This window comes from Paraglaciecola mesophila (assembly GCF_009906955.1).
Lineage (GTDB): Bacteria > Pseudomonadota > Gammaproteobacteria > Enterobacterales > Alteromonadaceae > Paraglaciecola > Paraglaciecola mesophila_A.
Genome location: NZ_CP047656.1, coordinates 1603690 through 1620019, shown reverse-complemented (window position 1 = coordinate 1620019; position 16330 = coordinate 1603690). Strand labels below are relative to the sequence as shown.

12 protein-coding genes are annotated in these 16330 nt (G+C 46.1%); 10 read left to right on the top strand and 2 right to left on the bottom strand.

Features of this window, described 5'->3' with window-relative positions; all coding sequences use genetic code 11:
• The first annotated feature begins 1 nt into the window (after position 1).
• From cyoB to cyoE, 4 genes are read left to right on the top strand one after another with little or no spacing between them, the layout of a single operon-like run.
• Complete coding sequence (gene cyoB / locus FX988_RS06955; RefSeq protein WP_160178950.1) at positions 2-1996, top strand: cytochrome o ubiquinol oxidase subunit I; 1995 nt, start codon at positions 2-4, stop codon at positions 1994-1996.
• The gene (cyoC, locus tag FX988_RS06950) at positions 1993-2640 is read left to right on the top strand and encodes a cytochrome o ubiquinol oxidase subunit III (protein WP_160178949.1); all 648 of its coding nucleotides are present in this window, start codon (positions 1993-1995) and stop codon (positions 2638-2640) included. The genes cyoB and cyoC overlap by 4 nt, the downstream gene beginning before the upstream one ends.
• Positions 2640-2957, top strand: a complete 318-nt coding sequence (cyoD, locus tag FX988_RS06945; RefSeq protein ID WP_160178948.1) for a cytochrome o ubiquinol oxidase subunit IV — start codon at positions 2640-2642, stop codon at positions 2955-2957. The genes cyoC and cyoD overlap by 1 nt, the downstream gene beginning before the upstream one ends.
• A 14-nt stretch (positions 2958-2971) precedes the next feature.
• On the top strand, positions 2972-3862 hold the full coding sequence (gene cyoE / locus FX988_RS06940; RefSeq protein ID WP_160178947.1) for a heme o synthase: 891 nt from the start codon (positions 2972-2974) through the stop codon (positions 3860-3862).
• Between the two features lie 40 nt (positions 3863-3902).
• On the opposite strand, the gene FX988_RS06935 is transcribed toward cyoE, so the two are convergent.
• Both FX988_RS06935 and ettA read right to left on the bottom strand, forming a co-directional pair.
• Positions 3903-7577, bottom strand: coding sequence for a PAS domain-containing protein (locus FX988_RS06935; RefSeq protein WP_160178946.1), 3675 nt, complete (start codon positions 7575-7577; stop codon positions 3903-3905).
• 172 nt (positions 7578-7749) lie between these two features.
• Positions 7750-9417: an energy-dependent translational throttle protein EttA gene (gene ettA, locus FX988_RS06930; protein WP_160178945.1), complete on the bottom strand. Its 1668-nt coding sequence runs from the start codon at positions 9415-9417 to the stop codon at positions 7750-7752.
• A gap of 273 nt (positions 9418-9690) precedes the next feature.
• Here ettA and FX988_RS06925 point away from each other — a divergent pair, with 273 nt between their 5' ends.
• The 6 genes from FX988_RS06925 to FX988_RS06900 all read left to right on the top strand — a co-directional run bounded on the left by FX988_RS06925 (position 9691) and on the right by FX988_RS06900 (position 16322).
• Positions 9691-10995 carry a M20/M25/M40 family metallo-hydrolase gene (locus FX988_RS06925; RefSeq protein ID WP_160178944.1) on the top strand — a complete coding sequence of 435 codons (1305 nt, stop codon included), beginning with the start codon at positions 9691-9693 and terminating at the stop codon, positions 10993-10995.
• A gap of 23 nt (positions 10996-11018) precedes the next feature.
• Positions 11019-12110, top strand: coding sequence for a Gfo/Idh/MocA family protein (locus FX988_RS06920; protein WP_160178943.1), 1092 nt, complete (start codon positions 11019-11021; stop codon positions 12108-12110).
• Between the two features lie 297 nt (positions 12111-12407).
• Positions 12408-13664 (top strand): serine hydroxymethyltransferase, encoded by a 1257-nt coding sequence (glyA, locus tag FX988_RS06915; protein ID WP_160178942.1) that lies wholly within the window; start codon positions 12408-12410, stop codon positions 13662-13664.
• 230 nt (positions 13665-13894) lie between these two features.
• Positions 13895-14479, top strand: coding sequence for a FlgO family outer membrane protein (locus FX988_RS06910; protein WP_254700740.1), 585 nt, complete (start codon positions 13895-13897; stop codon positions 14477-14479).
• Positions 14480-14492: 13 nt separating this feature from the next.
• Positions 14493-15161 (top strand): FlgO family outer membrane protein, encoded by a 669-nt coding sequence (locus tag FX988_RS06905; RefSeq protein WP_160178941.1) that lies wholly within the window; start codon positions 14493-14495, stop codon positions 15159-15161.
• Between the two features lie 48 nt (positions 15162-15209).
• Positions 15210-16322 (top strand): FlgO family outer membrane protein, encoded by a 1113-nt coding sequence (locus tag FX988_RS06900; RefSeq protein ID WP_160178940.1) that lies wholly within the window; start codon positions 15210-15212, stop codon positions 16320-16322.
• The last annotated feature ends 8 nt before the right edge of the window (positions 16323-16330 follow it).

The window sequence follows — 16330 nt, the reverse complement described above, 5'->3', positions numbered from 1 at the left end:
TATGTCGCTTTTAGGAAACCTTACCCTCGACGCCGTTCCTTACCACGAACCAATTATCATGGTAACACTGGCTGTTATTGGTGTCATTGGCTTGGCCATTGTTGGCTTGATTACTAAATATCAAAAGTGGGGTGTGCTTTGGCACAACTGGTTGACGTCGGTTGATCATAAACGCTTAGGTATCATGTACATTATTCTTGCATTAGTCATGCTTATTCGTGGCTTTTCTGACGCGATAATGATGCGTACACAACTCGCTATGGCGACTAATGGCGCTGCGGGATATTTACCCCCAGAGCACTATGACCAAATATTTACCGCCCATGGCATTATCATGATCATCTTCATGGCTATGCCTTTTATGATTGGTTTGATGAACATTGTACTGCCGCTACAAATTGGCGCGCGAGACGTGGCCTTCCCTTTCATGAACAACTTGAGTTTTTGGTTAGCCGCCGCAGGCGCTGTGCTGATTAATATTTCCTTAGGGTTAGGGGAATTCGCTAAAACAGGTTGGTTGGCCTACCCGCCGTTGTCAGAGATGTCCTTTAGCCCTGGGGTGGGGGTGGATTATTATATCTGGGCCTTGCAGATATCCGGAATAGGCACATTGCTTACGGGGGTTAACTTTTTAGCCACAGTGTTCAAAATGCGTGCCCCTGGCATGAAGCTAATGCAAATGCCCATTTTTACCTGGGCTTGTACTTGGGCGAATATCTTGATTGTGGCTTCGTTCCCGATTTTAACAGCCGTGCTGGGCTTATTGACACTTGATCGCTACTTAGATTTCCACTTCTTTACCAATGATGGTGGCGGTAACGCCATGATGTATATCAATCTGTTTTGGGCATGGGGCCACCCTGAGGTGTATATCTTGGTATTACCCGCGTTTGGGATTTTCTCTGAGGTCATTTCAACCTTTACGGGTAAACGTCTGTTTGGTTACACCTCTATGGTGTGGGCAAGTGGCGCTATTTCGATTTTAGGCTTCGTGGTGTGGTTACATCATTTCTTTACTATGGGCTCAAGCGCTGATGTTAATGCCTTCTTTGGGGTAATGACCATGATCATTGCCATACCCACGGGGGTGAAGTTATTTAATTGGTTGTTCACTATGTACCGCGGTCGCCTGCGCATTACCGTGCCGGTTCTATGGACCTTAGGCTTTATGGTCACCTTCAGCATTGGTGGGATGACAGGGGTATTACTTGCCGTGCCTGGCGCTGATTATGTATTACATAACAGTTTATTTTTAGTGGCTCATTTTCACAATACCATCATAGGTGGTGCGGTATTTGGGTACATGGCAGGCTTTGCGTTTTGGTTCCCCAAAGCCACGGGCTTTCATTTAAATGAGCGCCTCGGTAAATACTCTTTCTGGTGCTGGCAAATAGGCTTCTATGTGGCCTTTATGCCTTTGTATGTGCTTGGTTTCTTAGGCATGACTCGCCGCTTAAACCACACCAACAACCCAGATTGGAATATTTGGTTGTACATTGCGGCACTCGGTGCAGTCATTATCTTTGTGGGCATTGTTCTGCAATTTGTTCAGCTCTACGTGAGTATTCGTGATCGCAAACAAAACCCTGATGTGGACGGCGATCCGTGGAATGGCCATACCCTAGAGTGGTCAACTGCGTCACCGCCTCAGTTCTACAACTTTGCCGTTTTACCTAAGGTGCATGACATTGATGCGTTCACTGATATGAAAGAAAAAGGCATTGAATACCAAGCTCCTGACGAATACATGCCCATTCACATGCCGCGTAACACCGCTGCCGGTATGCAGATCGCGGGTGCCGCTGGCATCGTTGGTTTCGCCTTGATTTGGCATATTTGGTGGTTAGCGATTGTGGGTTCACTGGGCATGGTTGTGGCGTTAATTGCACGCTGTTATGCCAAAGACGTGGACTATTACGTTGAGCCACAAGAAGTGGCTGAGATTGAAAGAGCGCACTTAGCCAGTGTGACCACTGTGAAGGAGGAAGCGCTATGAGTGCCGTACCAGAAACATTGAAATTCGCCAATGATCACGGCTTACACGCCGATGATCATGGAGGCGGTCATCATGATGAACACCACGACACAGGTGGGAATACGCTGTTCGGCTTTTGGTTATATTTAATGACCGATTGTATTTTGTTTGCATCGGTTTTTGCCACTTATGCCGTGTTGTATATGAACACGGACGGTGGGGTCTCAGGTAAAGATATATTTGATCTTAACTTCGTGCTAGTGGAAACAGCCGCACTGTTGGTCAGTAGTATTACCTATGGTTTCGCACTTTTGTGCGCCCATAAACAGCAAAAGGCAGGCACCTTGCTGTGGTTGTTGGTCACTATGGCCCTTGGCTGTGTGTTTATCGCCATGGAAGTGTATGAATTTCATCACTTGATTGTTGAGGGTAATGGCCCGGACGGCAGTGCATTTTTGAGCTCATTCTTTGCTTTGGTTGGTATGCACGGTTTGCATGTTACCGCTGGGTTAATCTGGATGTTGGTCATGGTATGTGAAGTGCTTAAGCGCGGTTTAGGCGCACAAACCGTCACGCGTCTTGGGTGTTTAAGCCTGTTCTGGCATTTCTTGGACATTGTCTGGGTTTGCGTATTCAGCGTTGTATATTTATTAGGAGCAATGTGATGAGTCATTCTGCTGAAACGACTGCCCATGGCAGCGTGAAATCCTATTTAATTGGCTTTGTATTATCGGTTATTCTCACGGGTATTCCGTTTTGGATGGTGATGAGTGGGCACTTTGGTAAATCAGTCCTGTTTTACAGTGTGGTTTCTTTTGCGATAGTGCAAATTGTGGTGCACTTGAAATATTTCTTGCACTTGGATTTTTCAGTCAAGGGGCGCATGGACACCTTTGCATTTTTATTTACCGCACTGATTATTGTGATGGTGGTTGGGTTGTCCATTTGGATCATCTATAGCGCCAACGCGATGATGATGTAATTAAGGAGGCCACCATGAATATAAAACGTTATATCAACATCACTAAACCCGGCATCATCATGGGAAACTTAATCTCCGTTGCAGGTGGATTTCTGCTTGCATCTCGAGGTGAGGTTGACACCCTATTGATGGTCATGACGGTGTTAGGTTTATCGCTTGTGGTGGCCTCTGGTTGCGTAATCAATAACTGTATTGATACCGATATAGACGCCAAAATGGAGCGTACCTGTCAACGAGAAACCGTGACTGGGGCTGTGTCGATTGCTCATGCCTTGCAATTTGGCTTGGCCTTGGCAGTGCTAGGGTTCGGCTTACTCGTGCATTATACCAACGGCATTGCGGTTGGCTTTGCCGTGTTAGGTTATCTGGTGTATGTGGGCGTTTATAGCTTGTACATGAAGCGAAAATCGGTCTATGGCACATTGGTGGGGAGTTTATCCGGTGCAGTGCCGCCAGTGGTGGGGTATTGCGCGGCAAGTGGTCAGTTTGATGCAGGTGCCGGAATTTTGCTATTGATGTTTAGCTTATGGCAAATGCCGCATTCCTATGCCATCGCTATTTTTCGTTTCGACGATTACGCCAGGGCCAACATTCCGGTATTGCCAGTAGCAAAGGGTATCGCGAAAACCAAACTGCATATTGTGTTGTATATCGCGGTATTTGCCATCGTAAGCGCACTACTCCCCTTGAGCGGATACACCGGACTTACGTTTATGGCAGTCGCCTGTGTTACCAGTCTGTGGTGGTTGTTTATGGCATTACGAGGCTATCGTAAAAACACGGAACTGGTGGTGTGGGCGAGGCAAGTATTTGGCTTTTCAATTTTAACCATTACTGCGCTTAGCATAGGCATGGCCTTTGATTTTCAAGCCTTACCGCCTAGTTTATTAGTGATGCTAAGTTAATTATTCGCTTTTTGTTTGGCTCTCTTGTCCGTATATATCCCTATGGCGAGGGAGTTACCTTTGCTAAGAGTGCCAACAAGGTACTCAAAGTAATCGGTTTAACCATATGGTGATCAAACCCCGCTTCGCTCGATTTACGTCTGTCTTCTTCTTGCCCCCAGCCGGTCAACGCAATAATGGTAATACGCTTGCCCCAAGGCTGTTGTCGAATCGCTTGACACACCTGATACCCATCAAGTATTGGTAAGCCTATATCGAGTAATATGACGTCGGGCTTGAGCTTTTCAGCTGCCAAAACCGCTTGCTCACCGTCGTAAACAACGTGCGTGGTGTGTTGGTGGATATCGAGTAACATTTGCATACTGTCGGCACTGTCTTGGTTATCGTCAACAATCAGTACCGATAATGGCAAGGTTTTAGTCACATCAGGCTGGGCTGTTTGCAGGTTTTTAGGCTCGGTGTTATCGCTAAGCTTGCTTACTTTGCATGGCAAAGAAACAATAAATTCTGAACCGCGGCCCAAGCCATCGCTTTTACAGTCCACGTGTCCGCCATGCATTTCTACTAAGCGTTGCACCAAGGATAGCCCGATACCAAGCCCTCCTTCTGATTGCTCTAAGTGTTGATCGACTTGAGTAAACAAGTCGAATACTTGGTTGAGCATGTCTTGTTCAATTCCCAAACCGTTATCTTTTACGCTGATATATACTTGTTCGTCGCTTTGGGTGACGGTGAGTGAAATAAAGCCTGATTTTGGGGTGTACTTACAGGCGTTATTAAGCAAGTTGCCTAAAACTTGGGCTAATCGGGCTGGATCGGCAAAAAGGTGAATAGGCTGTTCGGGTAAGTTAATGTGTACTTTATGTTTCAAGCGGTTTGCATAGGGGGTCGCCACTTCAACAGCATGTTCAACGATATCTTTTAGCACTACGTTTTGGCGTTTAAGGGACAGTTTATCTTTAGAAATTCGACTGATATCCAATAAGTCGTCAATTAGGCGTACCATTTGGGTAACTTGACGCTCCATGGTCGTTAGGGCGGTTTGCATCGAAGCGGGGTCAGTCTGTAAATTGCGTATTAGCTCCATAGAGTTCCGCAACGGGGCGAGGGGATTGCGCAGTTCATGAGCCAAGGTGGCAATAAATTCATCTTTGCGTTTATCTGCTGTCGACAACTTGTTGGTAAGTTTGGTCAGTTTTTCAGCCATTTTACGTTGTTCGGTGATATCGGTATTGGTGCCAAAAAAACGGATAAGTGTACCCTTGTGGTCGTAAATCGCATTCATACGCGATAAGAACCAGCGGAATTTACCGTCTGCACCACGCAGGGGAAAGGTGTCTTCCCAATCAATACCTTGAGCCAAACACGCTGCAAACTTGGCGAACACAGCCTCTTTATAATCTGGGTGGTGGTGGACCATCCATCCGCCGTTTAGATTTTGTTCTAATGTGGTACCTGTGTATGACAACCAGCGCTGATTGAACCATTCTATTTCCCCTTGCGCGTTAGCCATCCATGCCAGTTGCGGTACGTTATCGACCACGGCACGAAAGCGCTCTTCGCTTAGGCGTAAAGAACGCTCGTTTTGTCTGCGTTTAATCACCAGTTCAGCGGTACGCATGATGATATCAAGACTGTCGTAATCCATTTTATCTGGCGACTGCGGGGTAGGGTAATACATAGCGAACACACCAAGGACCTCTTTGCCTGATAATATGGGCAAAGACCAGCACGCTTTTAAGCCATGTTGAAGCGCTAACTTTTGATGATTCTCCCACAGTGGTTCAGAGGCGATGTCAGAAACAAAAACAGGCTCTTTTGTAGCGGCAGAGGCCCCGCAAGCGCCGCAATTTGCGTCTATTTTTAAGCCGTCAATATGCTCAATATAAGGGAGTGGTAAGCTCGGCCCGGCGGCAAATTGCAAGGTGTCTGATTGTTCGTCAACCAACATAATACTTCCGAGCATGTTGTTTTCAGAGTGTTCTTCTAAAGACAGTATTAAGGTAGCAAGCACATCATTCAAAGGTGCTTCTTGGGCCATGAGTTCTAACGCGTTAGTTTGGGCCATCTGTAACGCTTCGTTTTTCTTGCGCTCGCTGATATTCGCTACAATCCCCAACATACGTGTTGGTTTGCCCCCTTGTTCGCCGTAAAAACTGCCATGGGCGGCTATCCAATGCACACTATTGTCTGGCCAGATAATCCTAAACTCAGTGCGAAAATCACTCGCCTCTTTTAAAGACTTTTCAAACTTTCTCTGAACCTCTTCTCTGTCTAGGGGATGAACGTGTTGGTAAAATCCGTTCACACCCCATAGGTGATCCGGAATAGCATCTTTATAGCCGAAACAGCGATCATGATGCAGCGAGCGCCTAGTGTTGCCTGTGATGAGATCTAATTCCCAATCACCTACTTGGGCAGCCTCTAAGGTGATATCCAAGGTGGTTTTACTGGCACGCAGGGATTCTAAAATTCTTAAATGCTCGGTACGCACCCAAAATCGCCGAGCGAACTCAACTACCAGCTCTATTTCGTCATCGCGCCATTCATAGGGTTTATCGCGATATATACTCAACACAAAATGGTTCTTTTTATCTAAGCTAATAGGTACACAAATTAATGCTCCAATCCCTCGTTCTTCGTATTGACTAGTGGTGTACCTAGGGTCGGTAGATATGTTATTTACGACCAATGTCAGGTTTTCTTTTTGGCACATGCTAACTTCAAAAGGCAGCTGTGATGTTGGCGGAAGTGGCGCTTGCAAAGGGTCTTTGTGCCAAGAGTGAGAAATAGCAAGTTGGCCTGAAATCGGATGGGTTTCACAAAACAGACAGGCACTTAATTCCAAGTGCTTGGCTAAACTTTGGGTAATAATGGTTTTAATTCGTTCTAAGCTGCCGATACTGAGTAAGTCTGCACTGACCTGGGTTAGCATGGCTGAATTGCGTTCAGTGCGCTTGCGGTTAGTGATGTCGATACCCGAAGGAATAAGCTGCACGACACTGCCGTGTTCATCAAAGATAGGATGCAGCATAAAATCCAAATCGATGATTACGTTGTCTGCCAGCTTTGCTGTGGTATCGAACCGGGAGGACATACCGTGCTTCGCTTTGTTTATCGCCTTGCGAATAAGCTGCTTCACTTGAGGATCGTGTGACCACCAATACGTTTGTTCGAATGGTAAACCAATGACGTCACTTTCTGTTAATGAGGCAGACACTAGCGCCGTTTTATTTGCTTCGCGTAGGATCCCGTCAGGTGTCATTACGCCCATGAAAACCGCAAAGCGCTCTAAAACGTCTGTTACGACTTTGCCACTGCTGTCTTTGGCTAAAACTTTATCTTTTTCTTCGGTGCCTGAGCTGCGCTCATTTCGGCGAATTGAACGAGTTAGTAAGGTGATTAATGAAAAGCAGAGTAAGAAAAACCACACTGATTGCAACGAAAAGGAAGAAACAAATTCATAGGGGATCTGATGTCGATATAAATAACTGACAAAACAGACTGCACAGATTGCCACTAGATAAGCTAACGCTTTATTATTGCGAAGTGCAGCAAGTAGCACAGGAGGTAAAAATAACCATAGGGCTTCACCTGGTGCGAATTTATTGCCTAACAGCGCAGCGAAAAGGGTGCTGAAAATAAAGGTCACCAACACGCTTAATAAGCCATTAATATTAACCGAAGAAAAGCGTAGTTGAGTGCTAGGTGACATCAGCAAAATCCGTGTGTGGAGGGCGCCAATTCCCCTCATCATATTTGGCCGATTTTGCACTGTTTTTCAGTTATTTCAAGTAAAGAACAAAAATAAAAACGCCGCTTAGGTTTCCCGTCAGCGGCGTGTGATTTAGCGAGCTATGAACGCATATACAGCGGCGCTCAAAGCATTATTTGCTAATTTTTTTGTACTTTAAGCGATGGGGCTCAACCACATCTTTGCCTTGGGTGTCTTTAAGCCAAGTAGCGTACTCTGTGTAGTTGCCTGCGAAGAAGTTAATTTTACCTTCGTCGCGGTAATCCATGATATGCGTGGCGATACGATCCAAGAACCAGCGATCGTGCGAGATAACCATGGCACACCCAGGGAATTCGAGTAGCGCGTTTTCAAGCGCTCGTAGGGTTTCAACGTCCAAGTCGTTGGTGGGTTCATCGAGCAATAATACGTTGCCACCCGCTTTTAGCAGTTTTGCTAAATGCACACGGTTGCGTTCACCACCTGATAAATCTTTGATGAACTTTTGTTGGTCGTTACCTTTAAAGTTAAATCGGCTGCAATATGCGCGGCTGTTTAACTCGAAGTTACCGATACGGATCACGTCTGAGTCGTCAGAGATTTCTTTATACACAGTGTTGTTGCCATCCATATGGTCACGGAACTGATCAACACTGGCCAGTTTTACTGTGCTGCCTACAATGACTTCGCCCGAGTCAGCTTTTTCTTCGCCACTTAGCATGCGAAATAGCGTCGATTTACCTGCACCGTTTGGCCCAACGATACCCACAATAGCGCCTTTGGGCATAGCAAAGGTTAAATCGTCAATCAGTAAACGCTCACCATAGCTTTTACGCAGGTGGTTAACTTCAATAACTTGCTCACCTAAGCGGTCTCCCGGTGGAATGAACAATTCATTGGTTTCATTCCGTTTTTGATAATCGCCTGTGTTGAGCTCTTCAAAACGAGCCATACGGGCTTTGCTTTTTGATTGACGACCTTTGGCGTTTGAGCGAACCCATTCCAGCTCGGTTTTAATTGATTTTTGACGAGCGCTCTCGGTTTTCTCTTCTTGTTTCAAACGCGCGTCTTTCTGTTCTAACCAAGATGAGTAGTTACCTTCCCACGGAATACCTTGACCCCGGTCAAGCTCTAAAATCCAACCGGCGACATTATCTAAGAAATAACGGTCATGGGTAATGGCCACAACTGTGCCTTCATAATCATGTAAGAAGCGCTCTAACCAAGCCACTGATTCTGCATCCAAGTGGTTGGTCGGCTCATCAAGCAGCAACATGTCGGGTTTTTCAAGCAACAAGCGGCATAGGGCGACGCGGCGACGCTCACCCCCAGACAATTTACTGACATCGGCATCCCAAGGCGGCAAACGCAAGGCATCGGCGGCGCGCTCGAGGGCGTTTTCTAAATTGTGGCCGTCTTTACTTTGAATAATCGCTTCAAGTTCACCTTGCTCTTTTGCAAGGGCGTCAAAGTCAGCGTCTTCTTCAGCGTAGGCAGCGTACACTTGTTCGATGCGCTTAAGGGCATGGGCCACATCGGCGACCGCTTCTTCGATATTACCGCGTACGTCTTTACTTTCGTCAAGCTGGGGCTCTTGAGGTAAATAACCAATTTTTAAGCCTGCTTGTGGAATGGCTTCCCCTTCGATGTCTTTGTCGAGACCCGCCATGATTTTTAGCAGGGTAGATTTACCTGAGCCATTTAAACCAAGCACACCAATTTTAGCTCCGTGGAAGAAGCTTAGTGATATGTCTTTAAGAATGTATTTATTCGGGGGCACGATTTTGCCCACACGATTCATGCTATATACGTATTGCGCCATGATGAAAACAACTCCATAAAATTTTGCCTATTGTAAACACTGCACATAAGCGATGAAAGCGCTAGCTGATACTATTTTTGTAATTGTTTATATTGGGTGCATTTTTGCGTCTCTAATTGAGATTATCTAGCTGATATATATTGTGATTTTAGTTGTTTTTCGGTTTGCTGAGTAATTGCTAACCAGCACACATTCATTGACAAATTTCGCTGTGCATCGCGCACCTCACTCGCGTAGTATTTAACAGGTCTTAGGGAATAAAAAGAGAGAGCTATGTTAAAAAAAACATCCGTTTTACTTGTCTGTGCCGGCCTTTTTTGTCAGCCAGTATTGGCCAGTCGTTTAGTCGAAAATGCCTTAGTCGAACAGGCCAGCCAAGAGCTAACTAGCGCCAAAGCGTTACTCCTTAGAACCGTTAACATCAACAGCGGTACGATGAATTTTGCGGGTGTCAAAGATGTAGGCAATATCATGCGCAAGGAATATGACGCCCTAGGCTTTCAAACCCAGTGGGTAGATGGCAGCGAATTTAACCGCGCTGGGCACCTTGTTGCCACTTATGAGTCACCAACTCACCCAACAGGACAAAAGTTATTGCTTATCGGTCATTTAGACACGGTATTTTCCAAAGAGGATGACTTTCAGCAGAGCAAAGAAATAGATGAAACGCATATTGCTGGGCCGGGCATCTCAGATATGAAAGGCGGCAATGTGATCATGCTTGCTGCAATCAAGGCATTAAAAGCCAAAGGCATGCTTGACCGCTTAAACATTAAAGTGGTCCTCACCGGTGACGAAGAGTCAAGCGGACGTCCGTTATCTATATCGAAAAAAGCCCTGGTCGATGCAGCCAAATGGGCCGATGTGGCCCTTGGTTTTGAAGATGCGGATGGTGACATACGCACGGCGGTAACCGCGCGGCGCGGTGCCTCGACTTGGCAAGTGACCACATCTGGCAAGGCTGCCCACTCGTCACAAATATTTACCGATAAAGTGGGTGATGGGGCGATATTTGAAATGGCGCGTATTTTACAGGAATTTCGTTTGCAACTGGCCGATTTACCTTTGCTTAGTTTCAACCCCGGCGTGGTTGCAGGTGGCACTCGGGTCATGCAAAGTAAAGGGGGCGACGAAGTCACTGCATTTGGCAAAACCAACGTTGTGGCCCAACACGCTTCGGTTAAAGGGGGCTTACGGGCCGCCTCACAAGAACAGCTAGCTGAGGCGCAGAAAATTATGAATGACGTCGTCAAACAACACTTAGCCTTAACAGACGCTACTTTCACATTTGATGAAGGTTATCCTCCGATGAAAGAAACCAAAGGCAATAAGGCGTTATTAGCGCAATACAGTCAAGTGAGTGTGGATTTAGGTTATGGGCCAATTACCGCGGTGAACCCGCGAAATGCCGGCGCGGCGGATATTTCGTTTACTGCTGGGCATGTGAAAATGGCAATCGACGGCTTAGGCCTAATGGGCGAGGGCGGCCACACCAAGGATGAAGTGGCAGATATGCGTACTTTCAAACAGAACATTGAGAAAACAGCGGTGCTGATGTATCGCTTATCTAATCCTTAGTCTCAGGTTATTTAGGAATAAATATGAATAAATTTAATTGGGCCATCATGGGCCCAGGCTCGATTGCAGATATGTTCGCCGATGCACTCATGGCGTCACAAAAAGGCATTCTTTACGCTGTGGCCAGTCGCGATATTGACAAAGCACAAGCCTTTGCTGACAAATACAGCGCTGACGGCGCTTCTCATCAAGCTGACGGCGCTTCTCATCAAACTGACGGCACTTCTCATCAAGCTGACGGCACTTCTCATCAAGCTGACGGCGTCGTTCCGAAAGCTTACGGCAGCTATCAGCAGATGCTGGCTGATCCAGAGGTAGACGTGGTGTATATAGCAACGCCGCAAAGCCTGCACTACGAGCAAGCAAAAATGTGCTTAGAAGCAGGCAAACATGTGTTAATGGAAAAACCGCTGACCATTAACGCCGCGCAAACCGAAGCGTTAATAGCGTTAGCACAAGAGAAACAATTATTACTGCAAGAAGGGCTGTGGAGCCGCTTTATGCCGTGCTTCGAGCAAGTAAAACTATGGCTTGATGAGGGGCGCATTGGCGAGCTGCAATATATTTGCTCTGACATTGGTTTTGCGTTTGGTGACAGGGATGGGCACAGACTACATAACCCCGCGCTGGGCGGTGGCGCCTTGCTAGATTTAGGTGTTTACAGCATTACTTTGAGCCAGTGCTTAATGCAAGAGCACCCAAGTGAAATCAGCGCCATGAGCCATTTTGGTAACCTGCAAGTAGATGAAAACACAATCGTGAATATGCGCTACCCGTCAGGGCGTTTCGCACAGTTTACTTGCACCATTGCCGCTCAGGCGAGCAATTCAATGATGTTAATGGGCAGTAAGGGGCGCATCGTTTTGCCGTATATGTTTTGGAATGGCAATAAAGCGATCTTGCAGCAAGAAGGTGCGCAAGACGAAGTGATTGAATTTGCGCATCGGGTAAATGGCTTTGAATATCAAATTGAAGAGTCCATGAAGATGATTGAGAAAAATCAAGTATGCAGCGATTTTATGCCCCACGGCGACAGCCTAGCGGTCATGCAAACGATGGATGAAATTCGCCGTCAAATTGGCTTGAAATTCACTGCTAACGCAGAGTGTATTTAGGAGCACTGGTTCACCACTTAAGCCGTGGTGAGCCTTCTTTACACTTTTAGGTTATAGAACATTGCATAAAAGCTATGTACAAAAAGCGCAAAATGACTAGAATGTGCGCTCTTTTAAGTTAGCACTTAATCTTTAGCCCTTAATTTTTAGCACTTAAATTGCCAGCCAATATCGCGTTTGATGAAAAATGCAGCTACGGCGTTAAGTGTCTATTAAGAATGTGTATTCTTGATAGGCCAAAGCGCATGCGGTTTTGCGACTTTTATTGAGCAAGAGTAACGGCCCCGAGGAGAACTGATGTTATCACGTGACATGAATATTGCCGATTTTGATCCTGAGTTGAGTCAAGCTATCGCGCAAGAGACCCAGCGCCAAGAAGATCACATTGAACTGATCGCCTCTGAAAACTACTGTAGTCCGCGTGTGCTTGAAGCCCAAGGCTCGCAACTGACTAACAAATACGCAGAAGGTTACCCACATAAGCGTTATTACGGTGGTTGTGAATACGTTGATATCGCAGAAGATTTAGCCATTGAACGTGCTAACCAATTATTTGGCGCTGATTACGCCAATGTGCAACCTCACTCTGGCTCACAAGCTAACTCAGCGGTTTTTATGGCGCTGCTTGAAGCCGGCGATACGGTACTAGGTATGAGCCTTGCCCACGGTGGTCACTTAACCCACGGTGCACATGTTAGCTTCTCGGGTAAAACGTATAACGCAGTACAGTACGGTATCGATGAGCAAACTGGAAAAATCGATTACGACGCGGTAGAAGCCCTAGCGGTTGAACATAAGCCTAAAATGATTATCGGCGGTTTCTCAGCGTACTCAGGTATTGTTGATTGGCAGCGTTTCCGTGAAATCGCGGACAAAGTAGGTGCTTACTTATTAGTGGATATGGCTCACGTTGCCGGTTTAGTGGCAGCAGGTTTGTACCCTAACCCCTTACCTCATGCGCATGTTGTGACAACCACCACCCATAAAACCCTAGCGGGCCCACGTGGCGGTTTGATTTTATCAGCTTGTGGCGATGAAACCATTTACAAAAAGCTTAACAGCTCGGTATTCCCTGGCAACCAAGGTGGTCCTTTATGCCACGTGATTGCAGCGAAAGCCGTTGCATTTAAAGAAGCTCTACAGCCAGAGTTCAAAGCATACCAACAGCAAGTATTGCTTAACGCCAAGGCCATGGTCAGCGTGATGCAAGAACGCGGTTACGATGTGGTTTCTGGCGGCACTGACAACCACCTGTTCTTACTTGATTTGATCAGCAAAGACATCACAGGTAAAGATGCAGACGCAGCCCTAGGTCGCGCTAACATCACAGTCAACAAAAACTCAGTTCCTAACGACCCACGCTCACCGTTTGTGACCAGTGGCTTACGTATCGGCTCTCCTGCCATTACCCGCCGCGGTTTTAAAGAAGAGCAAGCCAAACAAGTCGCTACCTGGATTTGTGACGTTATCGATAACATCGAAGACGAAGCGGTTATCGAACGCGTTAAAGGCGAAGTCTTAACCCTTTGTGGTAAGTTCCCGGTATACGCTTAGGTTTTAGCGCGCCCGCTCTGTAATATTTGAGCGAAATATAAGGCGGTAAAACAAGTGCATTGAAAAGAAATCCGTTGAGGTGCTCCTCAACGGATTTTTTTATGGCCTGATATTTGCTGAATTCCTCAATATTACGATTTGAAGCACCGTTTTTTGACGCTGCAATCATGATTTTACGTTACGCCTTAGCGATTAAGGCAGTCACGCACCGATGATGTGGAGCTAATGTTTTGAAGATTTTATTGAGTCTACTGATGCTTGTTTTAGCTGGCTGTGCCCATTTACCTTCGTGGCAAGAAGATGCCGAAGAAGGGCAGATTGTGGCCGAAGAGCCTTTATTGCAGCACACCGAACAAATAGCGAACAAATTGTTTGCCAGCTTAGCGCCCATTGAATACGGCAATTTAGCGGTAGTAAGTTTTACTGAATTAGAAAGTTTAGCTCTATCAAAAGCCAATCATTCACTGAACATGCTGGGGTTGCAGCTTCAAGAGAGCATGCTGTCTGTGTCCACTCAGCGCGGTTTTAACGTGGTTGAGATACGTGCTGCGAATCAAGTGCAACTGTTCAAAGACCACGAACGGTTATTAAGTCGTGATAGCGCTGATATCAGTAAAGATATAGATGTGCGCTACATGGTCGTCGGTACGTTATTGCAAGGAAATCAGATGACCACAGTCAATGCCAGATTATTAGATTTGCGTGAAGGGACTGTTATTGCCGCGGTATCAGACAATGTCCCAAATAGTGTGATTGGTCTAAATGCTAATCAAATCCAGATGAAACACAACAAGCTGTATCGCTCGTCATTATAAAAGTGAGCCCATTATGAAATTGATAAAACTAGCCGCTATCCCACTTATGTGTTTTTTAAGTTCTTCATGTTCAAGTTGGTTCTCTAGCGAAGAGCAAGTGCAAGACATGGAAAGGATGAGCGAGAGTGAGCAAAGTATTACATCGGTTAGTCGTTACAATAACCAACGCATGTCAGACATTTATAAACGTGTCGAAGTCGGTGATGTTAACCATTATGTGCAAGGTATCATGCAGGATTTGATCGCGAATATGGATAATCCTGAGAGTAAGATGGATGTCGGCGTAACGAGCTTCGTCTACCTTGATGGTAGCTTTGATGAAACAGACCTACTTGGTAACCAACTATCCGAAAGTTTTATGCATGAGTTACATCAATTTGGGTTGAACGTATTGGACTTCAAAAGCTCAGATTTTATTCGCGTGACCCCCACTGGCGATTTTAATTTCAGCCGTGATTATGAAGAACTAAACCCAGACATGCCTGTGCAATATGTAATGGGTGGCACCATGGTTAAGCACCAAGATGGTGTCATTGTGAACGCCCGTATGGTGTCTATCAACACTAAGAAGGTGTTATCCAGCGCCCAAGGATTTATTCCCGCCAGCGTGGTCAACGCTTTGCACCGTAGTCAAGGAAACCCTGGTATTAGCCTTAAATTCAAACAAAGCGAAAAGAGCTAGGCGTATTTGTTGAGTCTGATTCATAACGATAAAAAATTGGGGTGTATTGTGAAGACGTTCATTGTGGATAACTCGAAAATGGTTGATGTACTTACCAAGGCGTGTTGCGCTGGCTTATTACTTATATCGGTATCGGGTTGTTCGATGTTTCAGGGCGAAGATGAAATAATTGTTGATAAAAGCGACCCCCAGTACCTTGAATTAAAGGCCATGTTAGAGCAACAAAAAATAGAGTGGGAAGCGCAGAAGCCGGCCCTAGAGCGCTTAGTCAAAAATGAAGAAGATTTAGCCTTTCTAATTGATGCGTTGAGCAAGATGGCGGTTATTGGCAGTTCGCCCTCATTAGAGCAATACATGCTAGGTCAACCCCAGTATGCGCAAGATAGTGAAAAGGAACCGCAAAACAAAGGCATAGCAGTGGGCGGCTCGCACACCATCAATGCAGGCGATACCAACACCTCGATCAATGTGAATAACGTCAATAGCGGCAATACCTCTTATGCTAATCCCCTTGCGCCCCTTGCTGATTCACCTGAAGAGTTAACACAGTTGATGAATGACTTGCAAAAAATAGCGCGCACTCAGCGATACAAAGCGTTAAACAAAAGCGAGTCAGTTCTTATTGAAGATAACCCAGAGAACGGTTCAGTCACACAGCCAATGAACGAGCGTCAGTTAGGTAATGCGAACGGGCGCTATATGTCAAATCACGGTGGCATATTTAGCAATAGCAAGGTAGGGCTGGGGGACTATGCGCAACAATTAGCAGGCAAGTTGGCTAAATTTTCAGCTCTTGAAGGCACGACTGTGGGCGTTGCAAGCTTTGTGGATTTTGATGAGACGCTACGTAACTCAAGTAGCTTAGGTAACCAATTTGCGGAAGCACTAGCCACTGAATTGCCTCGTTATGGCGTTAACGTGGTGGATTTCAAGCTGACGAAGCACATAGACGTATCAGCTATGGGCGATCTGGCGCTCTCACGCAACGGCGCGAAACTTAACGGCCAAACCAACATGAGTTACGTGCTGACGGGCACATTAATAGCGACTCACCGTGGTGTGAAGATTAACAGCCGTGTGGTATCTGTTGATGATAACAGCGTTATCGCTGCGGCCAGTACTTTTGTCCCGAGGGGGCTTTTGCAACAGATACAGCCTTAATTTAATTG